This is a genomic window from Micromonospora sp. NPDC049523, from assembly GCF_040676775.1.
GTDB lineage: Bacteria > Actinomycetota > Actinomycetes > Mycobacteriales > Micromonosporaceae > Micromonospora_G.
Map to the genome: position 1 here is coordinate 461,768 of NZ_JBFAPP010000001.1, position 13,317 is coordinate 475,084.

Sequence of the window (13,317 nt, forward strand, 5' to 3'; positions counted from 1 at the left end):
ATGCCCCCTCGGTACCGCCTGCGATCAGGATCGGTCGAGCCTGGTCACACCGGACAGGACCGGTGCATGGTCCAGTTCCGGTCGGCAGTGGCCCTGGACATCCGAGCCATCGATGTGCGTCACAACCGCGCCACAACCGCAGAAGGGCTTAATGGGAGTTGACACCGGCGACCGAAGGAGAGGATCCGATGACACGTCTGCGCTGGCGAGTCGGCAGTCTTGCCGCCACCGTCGTAGTTCCCACGGCGCTGCTGGGCTTGACCCCGGCGGCCAGCCACGCCTGCTGTGACCCGGAAGACGATCGGGTGGTGGTCTCGATCAACGGGACCATCTGCTGGGAGCAGCCCCCGATCGACGGCCCCCCGGTCACGTACGAGCAGGGCAGCCAGGCCATCGTCACGGTGACCCTGTCGGAACCGGTCAAGGCGCCGCTGACCGTGCTGTTCCGTACCATCGACGGCACCGCTGTCGCACCGGCGGACTACACCGCGATCCCGCAGCGCCGGGTGACGATTCCGGCCGGCGCCCGCGCTGTCGAGGTGCCGGTGGACATCCGGGCCGACACCCTGCGGGAACCGGACGAATGGTTCACCGTGAACATCTCCGACCCGTCGTCCGGCGTGATCGGCCAGGGACGGGCCACGGTGGTCATCAAGGACGGCGCGCCACCGAAGGGCGGCGGTCAGTAGGAACGGGGCGCGACGACTGGTCGTGCGTCCCGATCGAGACGCGCGGCCAGTTCCTCCGCCTCGGCGGTGGCGTTGGCCCGCCGGTACAGCGCCACCGCCAGCCGCCAGTGGTGCTCGGTGCCGGCCCGGTCACCGAGCCGACGGTCCAGGTCGCCGAGATGCCGTCGAACCCGCGCCTCCTCGTACGGGTCGGGTATCCGGGCGCGCAGGGCGAGCGCGTGCCGAAGTTGGTCGCCGGCCTCGGCGAGGTCCCCCGCGTCCAGGTGCACCTGCCCCATGTTGTGCCGGGTGATCGCCTCCAGGTGCTGGTCGGCGAGGTCGCGGGTGAGCAGCAGCGCCCGGCGCAACGGATTGATCGCGGCGGCCGGGTCGCCCCGGCGCAGCAGCGCCAGCCCGAGCCCGTTCATCGTCTCCGCCTCGTAGCGGCGATCGCCGATCGCCTGGTAGACCAGCAGCGCCTGGCCGAGGTGGTCGAGTGCGTCGTCGAGGGCACCCCGGCCGAGATCGGCCTCGCCGAGACTGTGCAGCACCGCGGCCTCCAGTCTCGGGTTGCCGACCTCCCGGCTGATGGTGAGCGCCTGCGCGAGGTCGGGCGAACTCAGCTCCGGCCGGCCCATCCGTACGTAGGTGTGGCCGGTGTTGTTGAGTGCCAGCGCGATGCCCAGGCGGTAGCCGCTGGCGGAGTGGATCGCCAACGCGTGCCGGAACGCGGTGACCGCCTCGTCGAACCGGCGCAGCCCGCTGTACGCCGCCGCGATGTTGTTGTACACGTGTCCCGCGCCCCGCTGGTCGCCGCTGGCGAGCATCAGTGGCAGCGCCTCGTGCAGGCTGTCCAGCGCCGCGTCGAAACGCCGGGCCATGATGTGCGCGACCCCGAGTCCACTGAGCATCAGCCCCTCGGTGGCCGGGTCGCCGACCTGCCGGGCCGCGGTCACCCCCCACCGGCACATCTCCACCCGCTCGGGCCAGTGCCCCCGCGAGTCGTAGAAACCGATCAGCAGGTACGTGAGCTGCCAGGCGGTTGTCGGCAGCCCGTGCTCGGCCGCGTACCGGGTGATCGGCAGCAGGTTGCCGCGCTCGGCGTCGAGGAAGGCGAGCGCCGCGTGGTGCTCGGCCGGGAACGGCGGCTCGGGCGGCGGATACCGCAGCACCGGGGTCACCCGGTCCCGCCCAGGATCGAGCACCCGGTTCGCGGCGTGGGCGACGGCGACGTACCAGTCGGCTATCCGTACCGTTGCCTGGTCCCGGTCCTGCGGGTTCTCGTCCACGGTCGCGCACTGCTGGGCGAAGAGCGCGATCAGGTCGTGGAACCGGTAGTGGTCCACACCGGTCTCGATCGCGAGGTGCGCCACGACCAGCTCGTCGACGATCCGGCGCGCCTCGGCCGGGTCCAGGTCGGCCACGGCGGCGGCGAGCAGGGCGTGGAAGGTCGGGCCGGGATGGAGCCCGAGCAGGCGGAACAGCCGTGCGGCCGGAGGGCTCAGCGCCCGGTACGCACTCGCGAAGACCGTCCGTACGCTGCGCGAGTCGCCGTCCACGCTGAGCGCGTCGAGCCGGTTCGCCCCGGCCAGCTCGGTCACCAGCGTCCCGATCGTACGGTTGGGCCGGCTCGCCAGTTTCGCCGCCGCGATCCGCAGTGCCAGCGGCATCCGGTCGCAGAGCCGGACCAGCTCGGCCGCCTCCGCCGGTTCGGACTCCACCGCCCCGGCGCCGAGCAGCCGCCGCAGCACCGCCAACGCCTCGGCATCGGGCAGCACGTCGAGGTTGACCGGGCAGACCGCGTGGTGGGTGTTCAGGGCCGCCATCGCGCTGCGGCTGGTCACCGCGAGCATGGTGCCGGCGCTGCCCGGGACCAGCGGCAGTACGTCGTCGGCGGTGCCGGCGTTGTCCAACACGATCAGGATCCGGCGGCCGTGCAGCAGGGAGCGGTAGAGGCTGGCCTGCTCGGTCAGCTCGGCCGGGATCCGGTCCGCCGGTACGCCGAGGCTGCGCAGCATGTGCGACAGCGCCTGCTCCGGTGAGAGGGTCGACTCCCGCTCGTGCCCGCGCAGGTCGACGAAGAGCTGACCGTCCGGGAACCGGTTCGCGACCCGCCGCGCCCACTGCACCACCAGAGCGGTCTTGCCGATGCCGGCCGGCCCGGAGATGAGCGCCAGCGGAAGGTCGCCGTCGGGGTCGTCGAGCAGCTTGTCCAGGATGGACAGCTCGGCGCTGCGCCCGGTGAAGAAGCCGACCGGTGCGGGCAGTTGCATCGGCGTCGGCATCAGCGGCGCCGCCCCGGTGTCGAGCCGCGCGGCGGTCCCGGGAGCCGCGGTGGCAGCGGTCGCCTCGGCGGAGGTGTCCGGCTCGGGGTCGAGGCTCGGGTCGCGGCGCAGGATCCGGGTGTGCAGCCGGGCCAGGTCCGGGCCGGGGTCCACGCCGAACTCGTCCGCCAGACCGGCTCGGAGCCGCTGGTAGGCGTCGAGCGCGTCGGTCTGCCGCCCGGCGCGGTACAGCGCGATCATGAACAGCCCGACCAGGCGTTCCCGGGCCGGGTACTCGACCAGCAGCCGTTCCAGTTCGCCGACGGCGGCGACGTGCCGCCCCAGCCGGAGTTCGGCGTCCCACCGGTCCTCGATCGCGGCGAGCCGCACCTCGGAGAGGCGGTCCACCTCGGCCGCGCCCCAACCGGTCGGCTCGGCGTCGGCGAGGGCCACGTCGTGCCGCCACAGGTCCAGGCCCTCGCGCAGGTGGGCAGCGGCCCGAGCCGGTGCTCCGGCGGCGAGTTCCTCCCTGCCCCGGCGGGCGTACTCCTGGAAACGGACGGCGTCGACGGCCTCGGGATCCAGCCGCAGGGTGTATCCGGATTCCCTGGTGACCAGCACGTCCGGCAGGCCGCAGAGGGTCAGCGCCTGGCGTACGCGGGCGACGTGGCTGTGCAACGACTTGATCGCCGTACGGGGTGGGCGCTGCCCCCAGAGCGCGTCGACCAGCCGCCACTGCGGCACCACCGTGTCGGCCTTGAGCGCGAGCAGTCCCACCACGGCACGCTGACGGGCTCCGACGAGCAGTGCGGGACCGGCCGGACCGAGCACCTCCACCGGCCCGAGCAGGCGGATCTGCTGTCGCGCCGGGGTCGCCCGGTCCAACCGGGCCTGTGCCGGAGCCGGGACGTTGGGGTCAGGGACCGCCGACATACGCCCCACGGCCCCCCTTCCGCGTGCCGGACACGCGTCACGAGTCGTCTATCCAGGCAGCATAGTGGTCTCCGATGATCGATGGATAGCAATCGTCGGAGATCCGCCGTCGGACGGTTGCCGGCTCCACAACCGACGCACAACCGCCCCGCAGCCCGGGTTCCGTACACAGAGGTAATGCGTCACCAGGCAATCCTCACCATCCCGCTCACCGTGACCCGGCAGGCCCGGCAGCCGCTGCACGAACAGATCGCCAGCCAGGTCGGCACGGCCGTGGAGCACGGGCTGCTGGCACACCGTACGCAGTTGCCGTCGACCCGTACCCTCGCCACACTGCTCGGCGTCTCGCGGGGCGTGGCGACCGCCGCGTACGAGTTGCTGTTCACCCGCGGCTACCTGGAGAGCCAGCCGGGCTCGGGGACGTACGTAGCCGGTCGACCGACGGCCCGGCCGGAGCCGGGCAGACCGGGACGAACCGGGGCGGGTGCCACCGGACGGCGGCCGCGGAACCTGCCCGATCGCGCCGCCGCTACCCGTCCCCCGGCGCCGACCGACCGGCCAGCGGTCATCGACCTGCGGCCGGGGCAGGTCGACATCGAGGCCTGCCCACTGCCGGCCTGGCGGGCGGCCTGGCGGCGGGCGAGCTTCAACCGGCCACCGGCACAACCCCTTCCACCACTCGGCCTGCCGGAGTTGCGCCGGGCCGTCGCCGAACACCTGGCCGCCAGCCGTGGGGTGCCGCTGGCCGGCCGGGACGTCGTGATCACCGGCGGTACCGCGCATGGACTCCGGTTGGTGCTGGACGCGTTGGGCCTGCACGGACGCCAGGTGGCGATCGAGGAGCCGGTGCCGCCGGCCCTGCACCGGGCCGCCGCCGGGGACGCGGAGCGGCCGGCCGCGCTGCCGGTCGACGTCGAGGGCGCCCGGCTGGACGCGGTCGGGCCGAACTGCCGGGCCGTCGTGGTCAGCGCCGACGCCCAGGTGCCGCTCGGTCACGTGCTCTCCGCCGAACGACGCCGGGCCGCGGTGGCGTGGGCGGCGAGTTCCGGCGGCCACGTCGTCGAGATCGCCTGCGACCCGGTCTTCCGGCCCGCGGTGAGCCAGCTACCCCGGCTGTACGGCACCGCCGGTGCCCGGTCGATCCTGGTCGGCGGCTTCTGCGAGTTGCTCACCCCGGCGCTGAACCTCGGGTACGCGCTCGTCCCACGCGAACTCACCGCCTCCGTCGGCCGGCAGTTCGGCGAGTACGCGGCGGCGCCGCCGTACCTGACCCAGCTCGCGCTGGCGTCGCTGCTGCGTGACGGGGTGATCGTCCGGCTGATGCACCGGCTCGGCCGTCGTTACGCCGCCCGGCGCCGGATCGTCGAGTCCGCGCTCGCTCCGCTGCGCCGGATCAGGCTCGGCGCCCCGCACGCGGTCAACACCGAGGTGCTGTACCTGCCGGAGCGGTCCGACGCCCAGCAGGTCGCCGACCGGGTACGCCAGCACGGCGTACGGGTGTCGACGCTTTCGCCGTACCACTTCTCCGGTCGGGTGACGCCGCCCGCGCTGGTGCTGGGCTTCGGCCACCTGCCCGACCCGGACCTGCACCGGAGCATGTCCCGCCTGGTCGGCGCCCTGTCCGAGCTGAAATAGCCGGCACCGGACCTAGACGGCCGGTGGTTCGAGGTCGAACAGCAGGCAGGTGGAGGTGGCGTGGGCGATCAGGCGGCCGGCGCTGTCCAGCACCTTCGCCTCGGCCAGTGCCGTACGCCGACCGCGTTGCAGCACGTTGCCCTCGCAGCGCAGTACGCCGGAGCGGACGGTGGCCGGGCGGAGGAACTTCACGTTCAGGTCGAGCGAGGTGTAGCCGACCCCGGCCGGCAGGGTGCTGTGCACGGAACAGCCGGCGGCGGTGTCGAGCAGGGTGGAGAGCACTCCCCCGTGCACGCTGCCGAGCGGGTTGTAGTGGAACTCCTGGACCTCCATCTCGACCACCACCCGGCCCTCTTCGGCGGTCATCCGACTCATGTCGATCAGGTGCATCACCGGAGGTGGCGGCAGCTCACCGGCGATCATGGAGGTCAGCAGTTCCAGGCCGCTGCGCCGGCCCAGGCTGGCCGCGTTGATCGAGGGGTCGGACCAGGTGAAGGTACGGCTTCGGGGCTGGGTCTGAGTCACAGACGCAGCGTCGCAGGCGTTGCTGCGTCTGTCAACGAGACTTAGCCTGGCGGGGTGACACCGACGGCACTGGACTGGGAACTGGACAACTGCACCATCGCGCGGGCGATGGCGATCCTCGGTGAACGCTGGACCGTGGTGGTGCTCCGCGAGGTCTTCACCGGCGTACGGCGCTTCGACGACATGCGCGAGCGGACCGGGATACCCCGGCAGGTGTTGACCAACCGCCTGGCCCGGCTCGTCGATGAGGGACTGCTGCGCCGCGAGCCCTACCGGGAGCCGGGTGCCCGACAGCGGCACGAGTACCGGCTCACCGACAAGGGCCTGGACCTCTGGCCGATGCTGGTGGCACTGCTGGCCTGGGGCGACCGTTACCTCGCCGACCCGGAAGGCTCTCCCCTGCTCGCCGTGCACCGCGACTGCGAAGCCCCGGTACGCGTCGAACTGCGCTGTGCCGACGGTCACCAGGTCACCGCACCCCGGGACGTGGTGCCCCGCCCCGGCCCGGGCCTGCGCCGACGCGCCGCACCGGTCGCCGTCGGGGTCGGCCGGGGCAGCGGGTGAGGTGCTCCCCGGTCAGGTCTTCGACACCGTGGTGCCGGGCCGCGGGTGCAGCGGTGGGCCGGCGATGGCGCAGTGGACCCGTACCGGGCTGGGGACCGGCTCGGGGTCGGGCCCGGCGCCGGTCGTGGGCGGTCGTCCCCGGGAGGCCAGCCGGGACGGGATGCCGACCAGGCTGATCGCCGCCCCGAGCAGCAGCAGCCCCGCACAGATCAGCATCGAGACCCGGTAGACCGGGTGGAGTTCGGCCGCGTTCGTCAGGCTCCCGCTGCCGATGCCGGCGGCCAGCGGCAGCACCGCGACCGCGAGCAGGCCGGCCGCACGGGCGACCGCGTTGTTCACCCCGCTGGCGATGCCGGCGTGCCGTTCGTCGACCGAGCCGAGCGCGGTGGCGGTCAGCGGCGCGACGGTCAGCGACAGCCCCAGGCCGAGCAGCAGCACCGCCGGCAGCACCCCGGTGAGGTACGTCGTGCCGGGCCCGATGCCGGCCAGCAGCACCAGCGCCACCGCGCAGACGATCGGGCCGACCGTCATCGGGATCCGTGGACCTATGCGTTGGCCGAGCGCGCCGGCCCGTGCCGAGAGCAGCAGCATCAGCACGGTCACCGGCAGCATCGCGGTCCCGGCCGCCAGCGGACTGAAGCCCACCACCACCTGGAGGTTGAGCACCACCAGGAAGAACACCCCGCCGAGTGCGGCGTACACGGCGAACGTCACCAGGTTCACCGCGCTGAACGCCCGGACCGAGAACACCTCCAGCGGCAGCATCGGGTGCGGCGAGCGCCGTTCGTTGAGTACAAAACCGACCAGGCCGGCGACACCGAGGGCCAGCGCACCGAGCACTGTCGGCGAGGTAGGTCCGGTCGCCGGCCACGCGGTGAAGCCGTACGTCAGACCGGCGAGACCGGCCGCGCCGGTGAGCACCCCGACAACGTCGAGGTGGTCCGGGGCGTCCGGGTCACGCGACTCCGGTACGTGCCGGAGCGCGACCAGCGCCACGATCGCGGCCAGCGGTACGTTGATCAGGAAGACCAGTCGCCAGCTCGCGGACTCGACCAGCCACCCGCCGAGGAACGGCCCGAGCGCTCCCGCGATGCCACCGAGCCCCGACCAGGCGCCGATCGCCCTGGCCCGGTCGTCGGGATGGAACGACGCACCGAGGATGGCCAGCGCACCCGGCGTGAGCAGGGCACCGCCGATGCCCTGGAGCACCCGGGCCCCGACCAGGACCTCCACGTTCGGCGCCACCCCGCAGAGCAGCGACGCCGCCGCGAACCAGACGATGCCGAGTACGAAGACCCGGCGCCGGCCGAACCGGTCCCCGAGCGAACCACCGAGCAGGATCAGCGCGGCGAGGCTCAGCGTGTAGCCGTTGACGGTCCACTGCAACGCCGCCGCACCCGCGTCGAACTCGTCGCCGATCCGGGGCAGGGCGATGTTGACCACGGTCGCGTCGATGAAGGCGAGGCCGGAGCCGAGCACGGTGGCGAAGAGCACCCAGCGACCGGCCGGCTGCCCGTACCGCACCAGGTCGCTGGCGGGACGGTCGGATGTGGCGGCGGTCATCGGTGCTCCTCGGGCGGGGTCTACCAGGCTAGTCCTGCCGATCTTGCCTGATGCGGGGGGCCGGCTACCCATTGCACTCGGGGGGTCACCGCCGCAGAATGTGGTGACGGTGTCCACCATCCGATGTGGACAGACGCTGGGAGGAAACATGTCCCGTCGCAACGTCACCCTCCGCCGATCGCTCGCCATGCTGGCGGCCACCGCCGGCGCCGCCACGGCGATCATCTTCGGTCCCGCCGCACCCGCGCAGGCCATCCCGCACTGCCGGGCCGGATACCAGTGCAGCTACTTCTACTACAGCTCCGCCGACCACGAGACGATCGTCGGGGGCCGGACCATCTTCTGTGACGGCACCACCGACTCGTTCGGCGTCACCAGCCGCTACCTGGAATTCTCCACGGCGCAGTGCCCCGACCCGCTCTGACCCGCCCGCCTGCCCGGTGACGGTCGACGCTGGGTAATCCAGGTCGGTTCCAGGAAGGGTAGAGCGCCGCTCGCTACCGTTTCCTCGCCCGGCGACGGAGGGAGACGCGGTGCTGATGCCTTCTCTGACCACGCAGGCGCCGAGTCGCCCACGGACCCGTCCGAGGCTCACGGCGCTCGCACCGACGGCGCTCGCGGTGCTGATCGCCGCCGCCGCGGTCGCCGTACACCGGGCCACCGGGCAGTTCTGGTGGGACCTCGCCGCCTACCGTACGGGCGCGTCGGCCGCCGCGGGTGGCGACGGCACCCTGTACGACGTGGCCGTCCGGGGCACGGACGGCATCGAGCTCGGCTTCACGTACCCGCCGTTCGCGGCACTGCTGTTCCAGCCACTCGCGTACGTCGGACCGGATCTTGCCATCGCGGTCTGGACGTTCGCCTCGGTCCTTGCGCTGGTCGCCGTTGTCCAGGTGACCCGGCGGTCGGCTGCCCCCACGGCCGACCGCCGCACCCTGCCGGCGCTGGTGGCCACGGTGGTCGCGCTGCCGATGTTCGCGGTGTCGGGTCACCTGCAGGCCGGTCAGGTCGGCCTGTTCCTCGTGCTGATCGTGCTCGTGGACCTGACCGGCGACCCCCGGCGCTGGTGGTACGGGCTCGGCGTCGGTGTCGCCGCCGGTTTCAAGCTCACCCCGCTGATCTTCGTGCTGTTCCTGCTCGCCACCGGGCGGATCCGCGCGGCCGCCACGGCGGTGGCCGGATTCCTCGCCACCGTGGCCGTCGGCTTCGCCTGGCGGCCGGCGGACTCGGCGCAGTTCTGGGGCGGCACGCTGCTCGACTCGTCCCGGGTGACGGGCGACCCCCGTACGATCCTGAACCAGTCGCTGCACGGCGCGCTGGCCCGGCTGGCCGACTCGGCCGACGTGTCCACGGTCTGGCTGCCGGTGGCCGCCCTGGTCGCGGCGGCGGGCATCGTCCTCGCGGCCTGGTGCGTACGCCGAGGCGAGCACCTGCTCGGCGTGCTGGCCTGCGCGGCGACCGGGCTGCTGGTCTCCCCGGTCTCCTGGCACCACCACTGGGTCTGGGTGGTGCCGGCGCTGGTGCTGCTGGTGGACCGGGCCCGACCCACCGGCAACCGGACAGTCCTCGCCGTCGCCGGGGCGGTCTGGCTCGTCCTGGTGGCGACCACGGCCTGGGTACTCGTCGGAATTCAGGGCCGGGACCTGCACTTCCAGGGTCTGGGCCTGCTCTACAGCAACCTGTACGTGCTGATCGGGCTGGCCGCACTCGGCTACCTGCCGTTTTATCTGCGCCGCGGTCGCCGACCGTAGTCAAGGTTGGATCCAGGGCCGGTTCAGAAGGGGTTACATGCGGATCGGTACGGTCGATGTCATGACGGTGATCGCGCCGGAGGCGCCGGTCCGGGAGCTGACCCGTCCCGCCGCGCGGCGGGGCTGGCGCTGGTGGCTCTACTCGGCGCTGGTCGCGGCCGGGGCGGCCTGGCTGGCCTTCGTCGTGGCGCATCTCGTGCTCAGCGGGCAGTGGTGGCTCTGGCTCGCGGTGGACGCCATCCCCCCGATGTTCTTCCTGGTCGTCCCGGTGGTGCTGGCCGTCGGGGCGTTCCCGTGCCGGCGGTCGCGCGGGCCGGTGGCACTGCTCGCCGCCGCCGCGCTGCTGCTCGCCGCACCCCTGTCGGGGATCAACGTCCACCGGTTCGGCGGCGGGGACGGTCCCGCTCCGGCCGACGCGATCCGGGTCTTCTCCTGGAACACCGGCTACTGGGACGAGGGCGAGGACACCGAGGCGTTCTACCGCATGCTGCGGGAGGCGGACGCCGACGTCTACCTGTTGCAGGAGTACTGGTACGAGAAGACACCGGAACCACTCGACCCGGCGGCGACCCGCCTGCGGGCCGAGTTCCCCGGTTTCCACATCGCGATCGTCGGAGAACTGATCACCGTCTCCCGGTTCCCGATCCTGCGGCAGCTCCCGCTGGACGCACCGGACCTGCCACCACCCACGGCGGGCAGCACCGACCACTGGCTCTACAAGTCGCTGCGTACCGACCTGGATCTCGGGCGGGGACGGGTGCTGTCGACGTACAACGTGCACCTGCCGGTGCAGTTGTCCCCGGAGGACGGGCCCCTGGACGGGGACTTCTACCGGGTCGTCAAGGATCAGCACGGTCAGCGCGAACCGCAGTTCCGGGCGCTGGCCCGCGACGTCGCGGTCAACGACAACCTGGTCCTGCTGGCCGGTGACCTCAACACCAGCCCGGCGATGGGCGATGTACGCAAGCTGCCCGACGGCCTGCGCGACGCCGCGTACGCGATGAATTCGATCTACCCGCGGAGCTGGGCCGAGTCGTCCAACTGGCCCCGCTGGTGGCGACTCGACTGGGCCTTCGTCTCGCCCGACGTGCGCGTCCACTCGTACGAGTTCGACAGCGCCCGCGGTCTGTCCGACCACCGCCCACAGCAATTGGTCATCTCGACCGGATAGCCGGGCCGGAACACCGAATGGCAACGGCCGGGGCGATTCCGCGCTGATTCGAGGCGCGGAATTCGGCGCGCACCGGAACAGCTCCCATTCAACGCCACCCGATCGTCCACAAAGATATTCACGGCCATTGTTTTTCTGTCGGCCCGCCGCTAGCCTCGAATTGTGCGAGTGTCGGTGGTCATTCCGAATCACAACAAGGAAAAGACGATACGGGCCTGCCTGACAGCGGTTTATGCGCAGACCCACACCCCGGCCGAGGTGGTCGTGGTGGACGACGCCAGTACCGACCGGTCCCGGCAGATCGTCGCCGATTTCGACTGCACGCTGGTGGCGTTCCCGGTGAACCGGGGAGTCTCCGCGGCGCGCAACGCCGGTGCCGCACGGGCCGGCGGCGACGTGCTCTTCTTCGTCGACTCCGACATCGCGCTGGCACCGGACGCGCTGGCCGTCGCGTTGCGCACCCTGCGCGAGCACCCGGCCTGCGGGGTGGTGCAGGGCATCTACGACCTGCACCCGCTGTACGCGGACGGGCCGGTCGAGTCCTACAAGACGCTGTTCGAGCACTTCTGGCGGCGGCGCGACGCCGGGCTGGCCACGTCCACCATGTTCGCCCTGACCGCCGTGCCGCGCAGCGTGTTCGAGCTGGTCGGCGGCTTCGACGAGCGGCTGCGCGACGCCGAGGACATCGAGTTCGGCACCCGACTGCCGGCGTCGTACGAGATCCGGACGAGTGCGCAGATGGTGGGTCGGCACGACGACGTGGACCGGCTGTGGCCGTACGTGTCCGAGTTGTTCCGCCGCGCGCTGACGTACGCCGACGCGGTGGTGCTGGCCCGCCGGGCGCCCCGGCCGGTCCCCGAAGCCCCACCGGACGGCCGGGCACCGCACCGGGTCGACCGCGCCTCCGTCGCCGGCCTGCTCGGCAGCGCGCTCGCGGTCGCCACCGTGCCCCTGGTCGTCGTCTCCCCCTGGCTGCTGCTGGTGCCGTTGGGTCTGCTGACGGTATTCCTCGTCGCCGACCGGGAGCTGCTTGCCTTCGCGCTGCGCCAGCGGGGACCGGCCTTCCTGCTCTACGCCACGGCGATGCGTTTCCTCACCCACCTGACCGAGTTCGCCGGCCTCTCCATCGGGGTCGGCCGGTCCCTGCTCCGGCGGCTGCGGCCGGGCGAGACCCGCCCGGCGGCGTTGGGAGCACGGCGATGACGCCCGGGACCGGCGACACACCGCCACCACCGGCGGCTCGGACCGGCGTCAGCTGGTGGCGCCTGCTCAACCAGGCGCTGGTCGTGGTGTTCGTGGTGGGGCTGACCGTCGGCCTGGTGCTGTTCGTACGCGACCAGGACTGGGCACCGGTCCGGGCGCTGGCAGCCCAACTGGACCCGGTCCGGCTCGGCGCCGCACTGGTCGCCGCACTGCTGATCAACGCGTCCGGGCTGCTGCTCGGGATGCTGTCCTGGCGCGCGCTCTTCGTCGACCTGGGTGCGCCGGTGAACCGGTGGACCGCGTACCGGCTGTTCTTCGTCGGCTTCCTGGCCAAGTTCGTGCCCGGCAGGTTCGTCGCCCTGCCGGTGCTGCTGCGGATGGGCAAGGAGATCAACGTCGGGCCGGTCCGGTTGGCCGGCGTTTTCATGCTGAGCTGGGTGGTGGTGGCGCTGACCGGAGCGACGGTCGCACTCGCCGCCGGACCGGCCGTGCTCGGCGGCACCACCGGCTGGCTGCTGCTGGCCACCGTGCCGCTGGTGGTCCTGTTCGCCCGACCGGACCTGCTCAACCGCGGGCTGGCGACCGCGGCCCGGCTGCTGCGGCGCCAACCACCGGAGGTGAGCGCGTCACCGGCCGGTATGCGCCGGGCGATCACCTCGCAGTCGCTGTCCTGGGTGGTCTCCGGGCACCACCTCTGGCTGCTCGCGGTCACCGCTGGCGCCCCGCCCGCGAAGTCGTACCTCGTCTGCGTCGCCGGGTTCGCCGCCGCCACGGTGGCGGGACTGGTCGTCATGATCGCCCCGGACGGCCTCGGGGTACGGGAGGCCGTGCTCATGGTCGGTCTGGCCACCGTCATGCCGTTGTCGGTCGCCACCCCGGTGGTGCTCGCCAGCCGACTCGTCTGCGCGCTCAGCGAGGTCGCGATCGGCGCGGGCGGGCTCCTGATCGCGCAGTACATGCACCGCCGCCGGACCGTCGTCGACCGCACAGCCGACCCGGCCCTGGCAGGTTGAACTCACCGGAGAACGACGCATTTCACT

General features: G+C 72.3%; 11 protein-coding genes. 8 read left to right on the forward strand and 3 right to left on the reverse strand.

Features of this window, described 5'->3' with window-relative positions; translation table 11 throughout:
• Positions 1-188 precede the first annotated feature (188 nt).
• A complete protein-coding gene (locus AB0J90_RS02105) occupies positions 189-689 on the forward strand; it encodes a Calx-beta domain-containing protein (protein WP_363591204.1) in 501 nt (166 codons plus the stop codon).
• Here the strand turns inward: AB0J90_RS02105 and AB0J90_RS02110 are convergent.
• Positions 683-3,865: a BTAD domain-containing putative transcriptional regulator gene (locus tag AB0J90_RS02110; protein ID WP_363591206.1), complete on the reverse strand. Its 3,183-nt coding sequence runs from the start codon at positions 3,863-3,865 to the stop codon at positions 683-685. The genes AB0J90_RS02105 and AB0J90_RS02110 overlap by 7 nt on opposite strands.
• Before the next feature lie 177 nt (positions 3,866-4,042).
• On the opposite strand from AB0J90_RS02110, the gene AB0J90_RS02115 reads away from it, so the two are divergent.
• Complete coding sequence (locus AB0J90_RS02115; protein WP_363591208.1) at positions 4,043-5,500, forward strand: PLP-dependent aminotransferase family protein; 1,458 nt, start codon at positions 4,043-4,045, stop codon at positions 5,498-5,500.
• Positions 5,501-5,512: 12 nt separating this feature from the next.
• On the opposite strand, the gene AB0J90_RS02120 is transcribed toward AB0J90_RS02115, so the two are convergent.
• Positions 5,513-6,025 (reverse strand): PaaI family thioesterase, encoded by a 513-nt coding sequence (locus AB0J90_RS02120; protein ID WP_363591210.1) that lies wholly within the window; start codon positions 6,023-6,025, stop codon positions 5,513-5,515.
• A 54-nt stretch (positions 6,026-6,079) separates the two neighbouring features.
• Here AB0J90_RS02120 and AB0J90_RS02125 point away from each other — a divergent pair, with 54 nt between their 5' ends.
• The gene (locus AB0J90_RS02125; RefSeq protein ID WP_363591212.1) at positions 6,080-6,589 is read left to right on the forward strand and encodes a helix-turn-helix domain-containing protein; all 510 of its coding nucleotides are present in this window, start codon (positions 6,080-6,082) and stop codon (positions 6,587-6,589) included.
• A 12-nt stretch (positions 6,590-6,601) separates the two neighbouring features.
• On the opposite strand, the gene AB0J90_RS02130 is transcribed toward AB0J90_RS02125, so the two are convergent.
• Positions 6,602-8,152, reverse strand: a complete 1,551-nt coding sequence (locus tag AB0J90_RS02130; RefSeq protein WP_363591214.1) for an MFS transporter — start codon at positions 8,150-8,152, stop codon at positions 6,602-6,604.
• 148 nt (positions 8,153-8,300) lie between these two features.
• Here AB0J90_RS02130 and AB0J90_RS02135 point away from each other — a divergent pair, with 148 nt between their 5' ends.
• The 5 genes from AB0J90_RS02135 to AB0J90_RS02155 all read left to right on the forward strand — a co-directional run bounded on the left by AB0J90_RS02135 (position 8,301) and on the right by AB0J90_RS02155 (position 13,290).
• The gene (locus AB0J90_RS02135; protein ID WP_363591216.1) at positions 8,301-8,576 is read left to right on the forward strand and encodes a DUF6289 family protein; all 276 of its coding nucleotides are present in this window, start codon (positions 8,301-8,303) and stop codon (positions 8,574-8,576) included.
• A 115-nt stretch (positions 8,577-8,691) separates the two neighbouring features.
• Positions 8,692-9,903, forward strand: coding sequence for a glycosyltransferase 87 family protein (locus AB0J90_RS02140; protein WP_363591218.1), 1,212 nt, complete (start codon positions 8,692-8,694; stop codon positions 9,901-9,903).
• A gap of 61 nt (positions 9,904-9,964) precedes the next feature.
• Positions 9,965-11,074, forward strand: a complete 1,110-nt coding sequence (locus AB0J90_RS02145; RefSeq protein WP_363591220.1) for an endonuclease/exonuclease/phosphatase family protein — start codon at positions 9,965-9,967, stop codon at positions 11,072-11,074.
• Positions 11,075-11,248: 174 nt separating this feature from the next.
• A complete protein-coding gene (locus AB0J90_RS02150) occupies positions 11,249-12,277 on the forward strand; it encodes a glycosyltransferase (RefSeq protein WP_363591223.1) in 1,029 nt (342 codons plus the stop codon).
• Positions 12,274-13,290, forward strand: coding sequence for a lysylphosphatidylglycerol synthase domain-containing protein (locus AB0J90_RS02155; protein WP_363591225.1), 1,017 nt, complete (start codon positions 12,274-12,276; stop codon positions 13,288-13,290). The genes AB0J90_RS02150 and AB0J90_RS02155 overlap by 4 nt, the downstream gene beginning before the upstream one ends.
• The last annotated feature ends 27 nt before the right edge of the window (positions 13,291-13,317 follow it).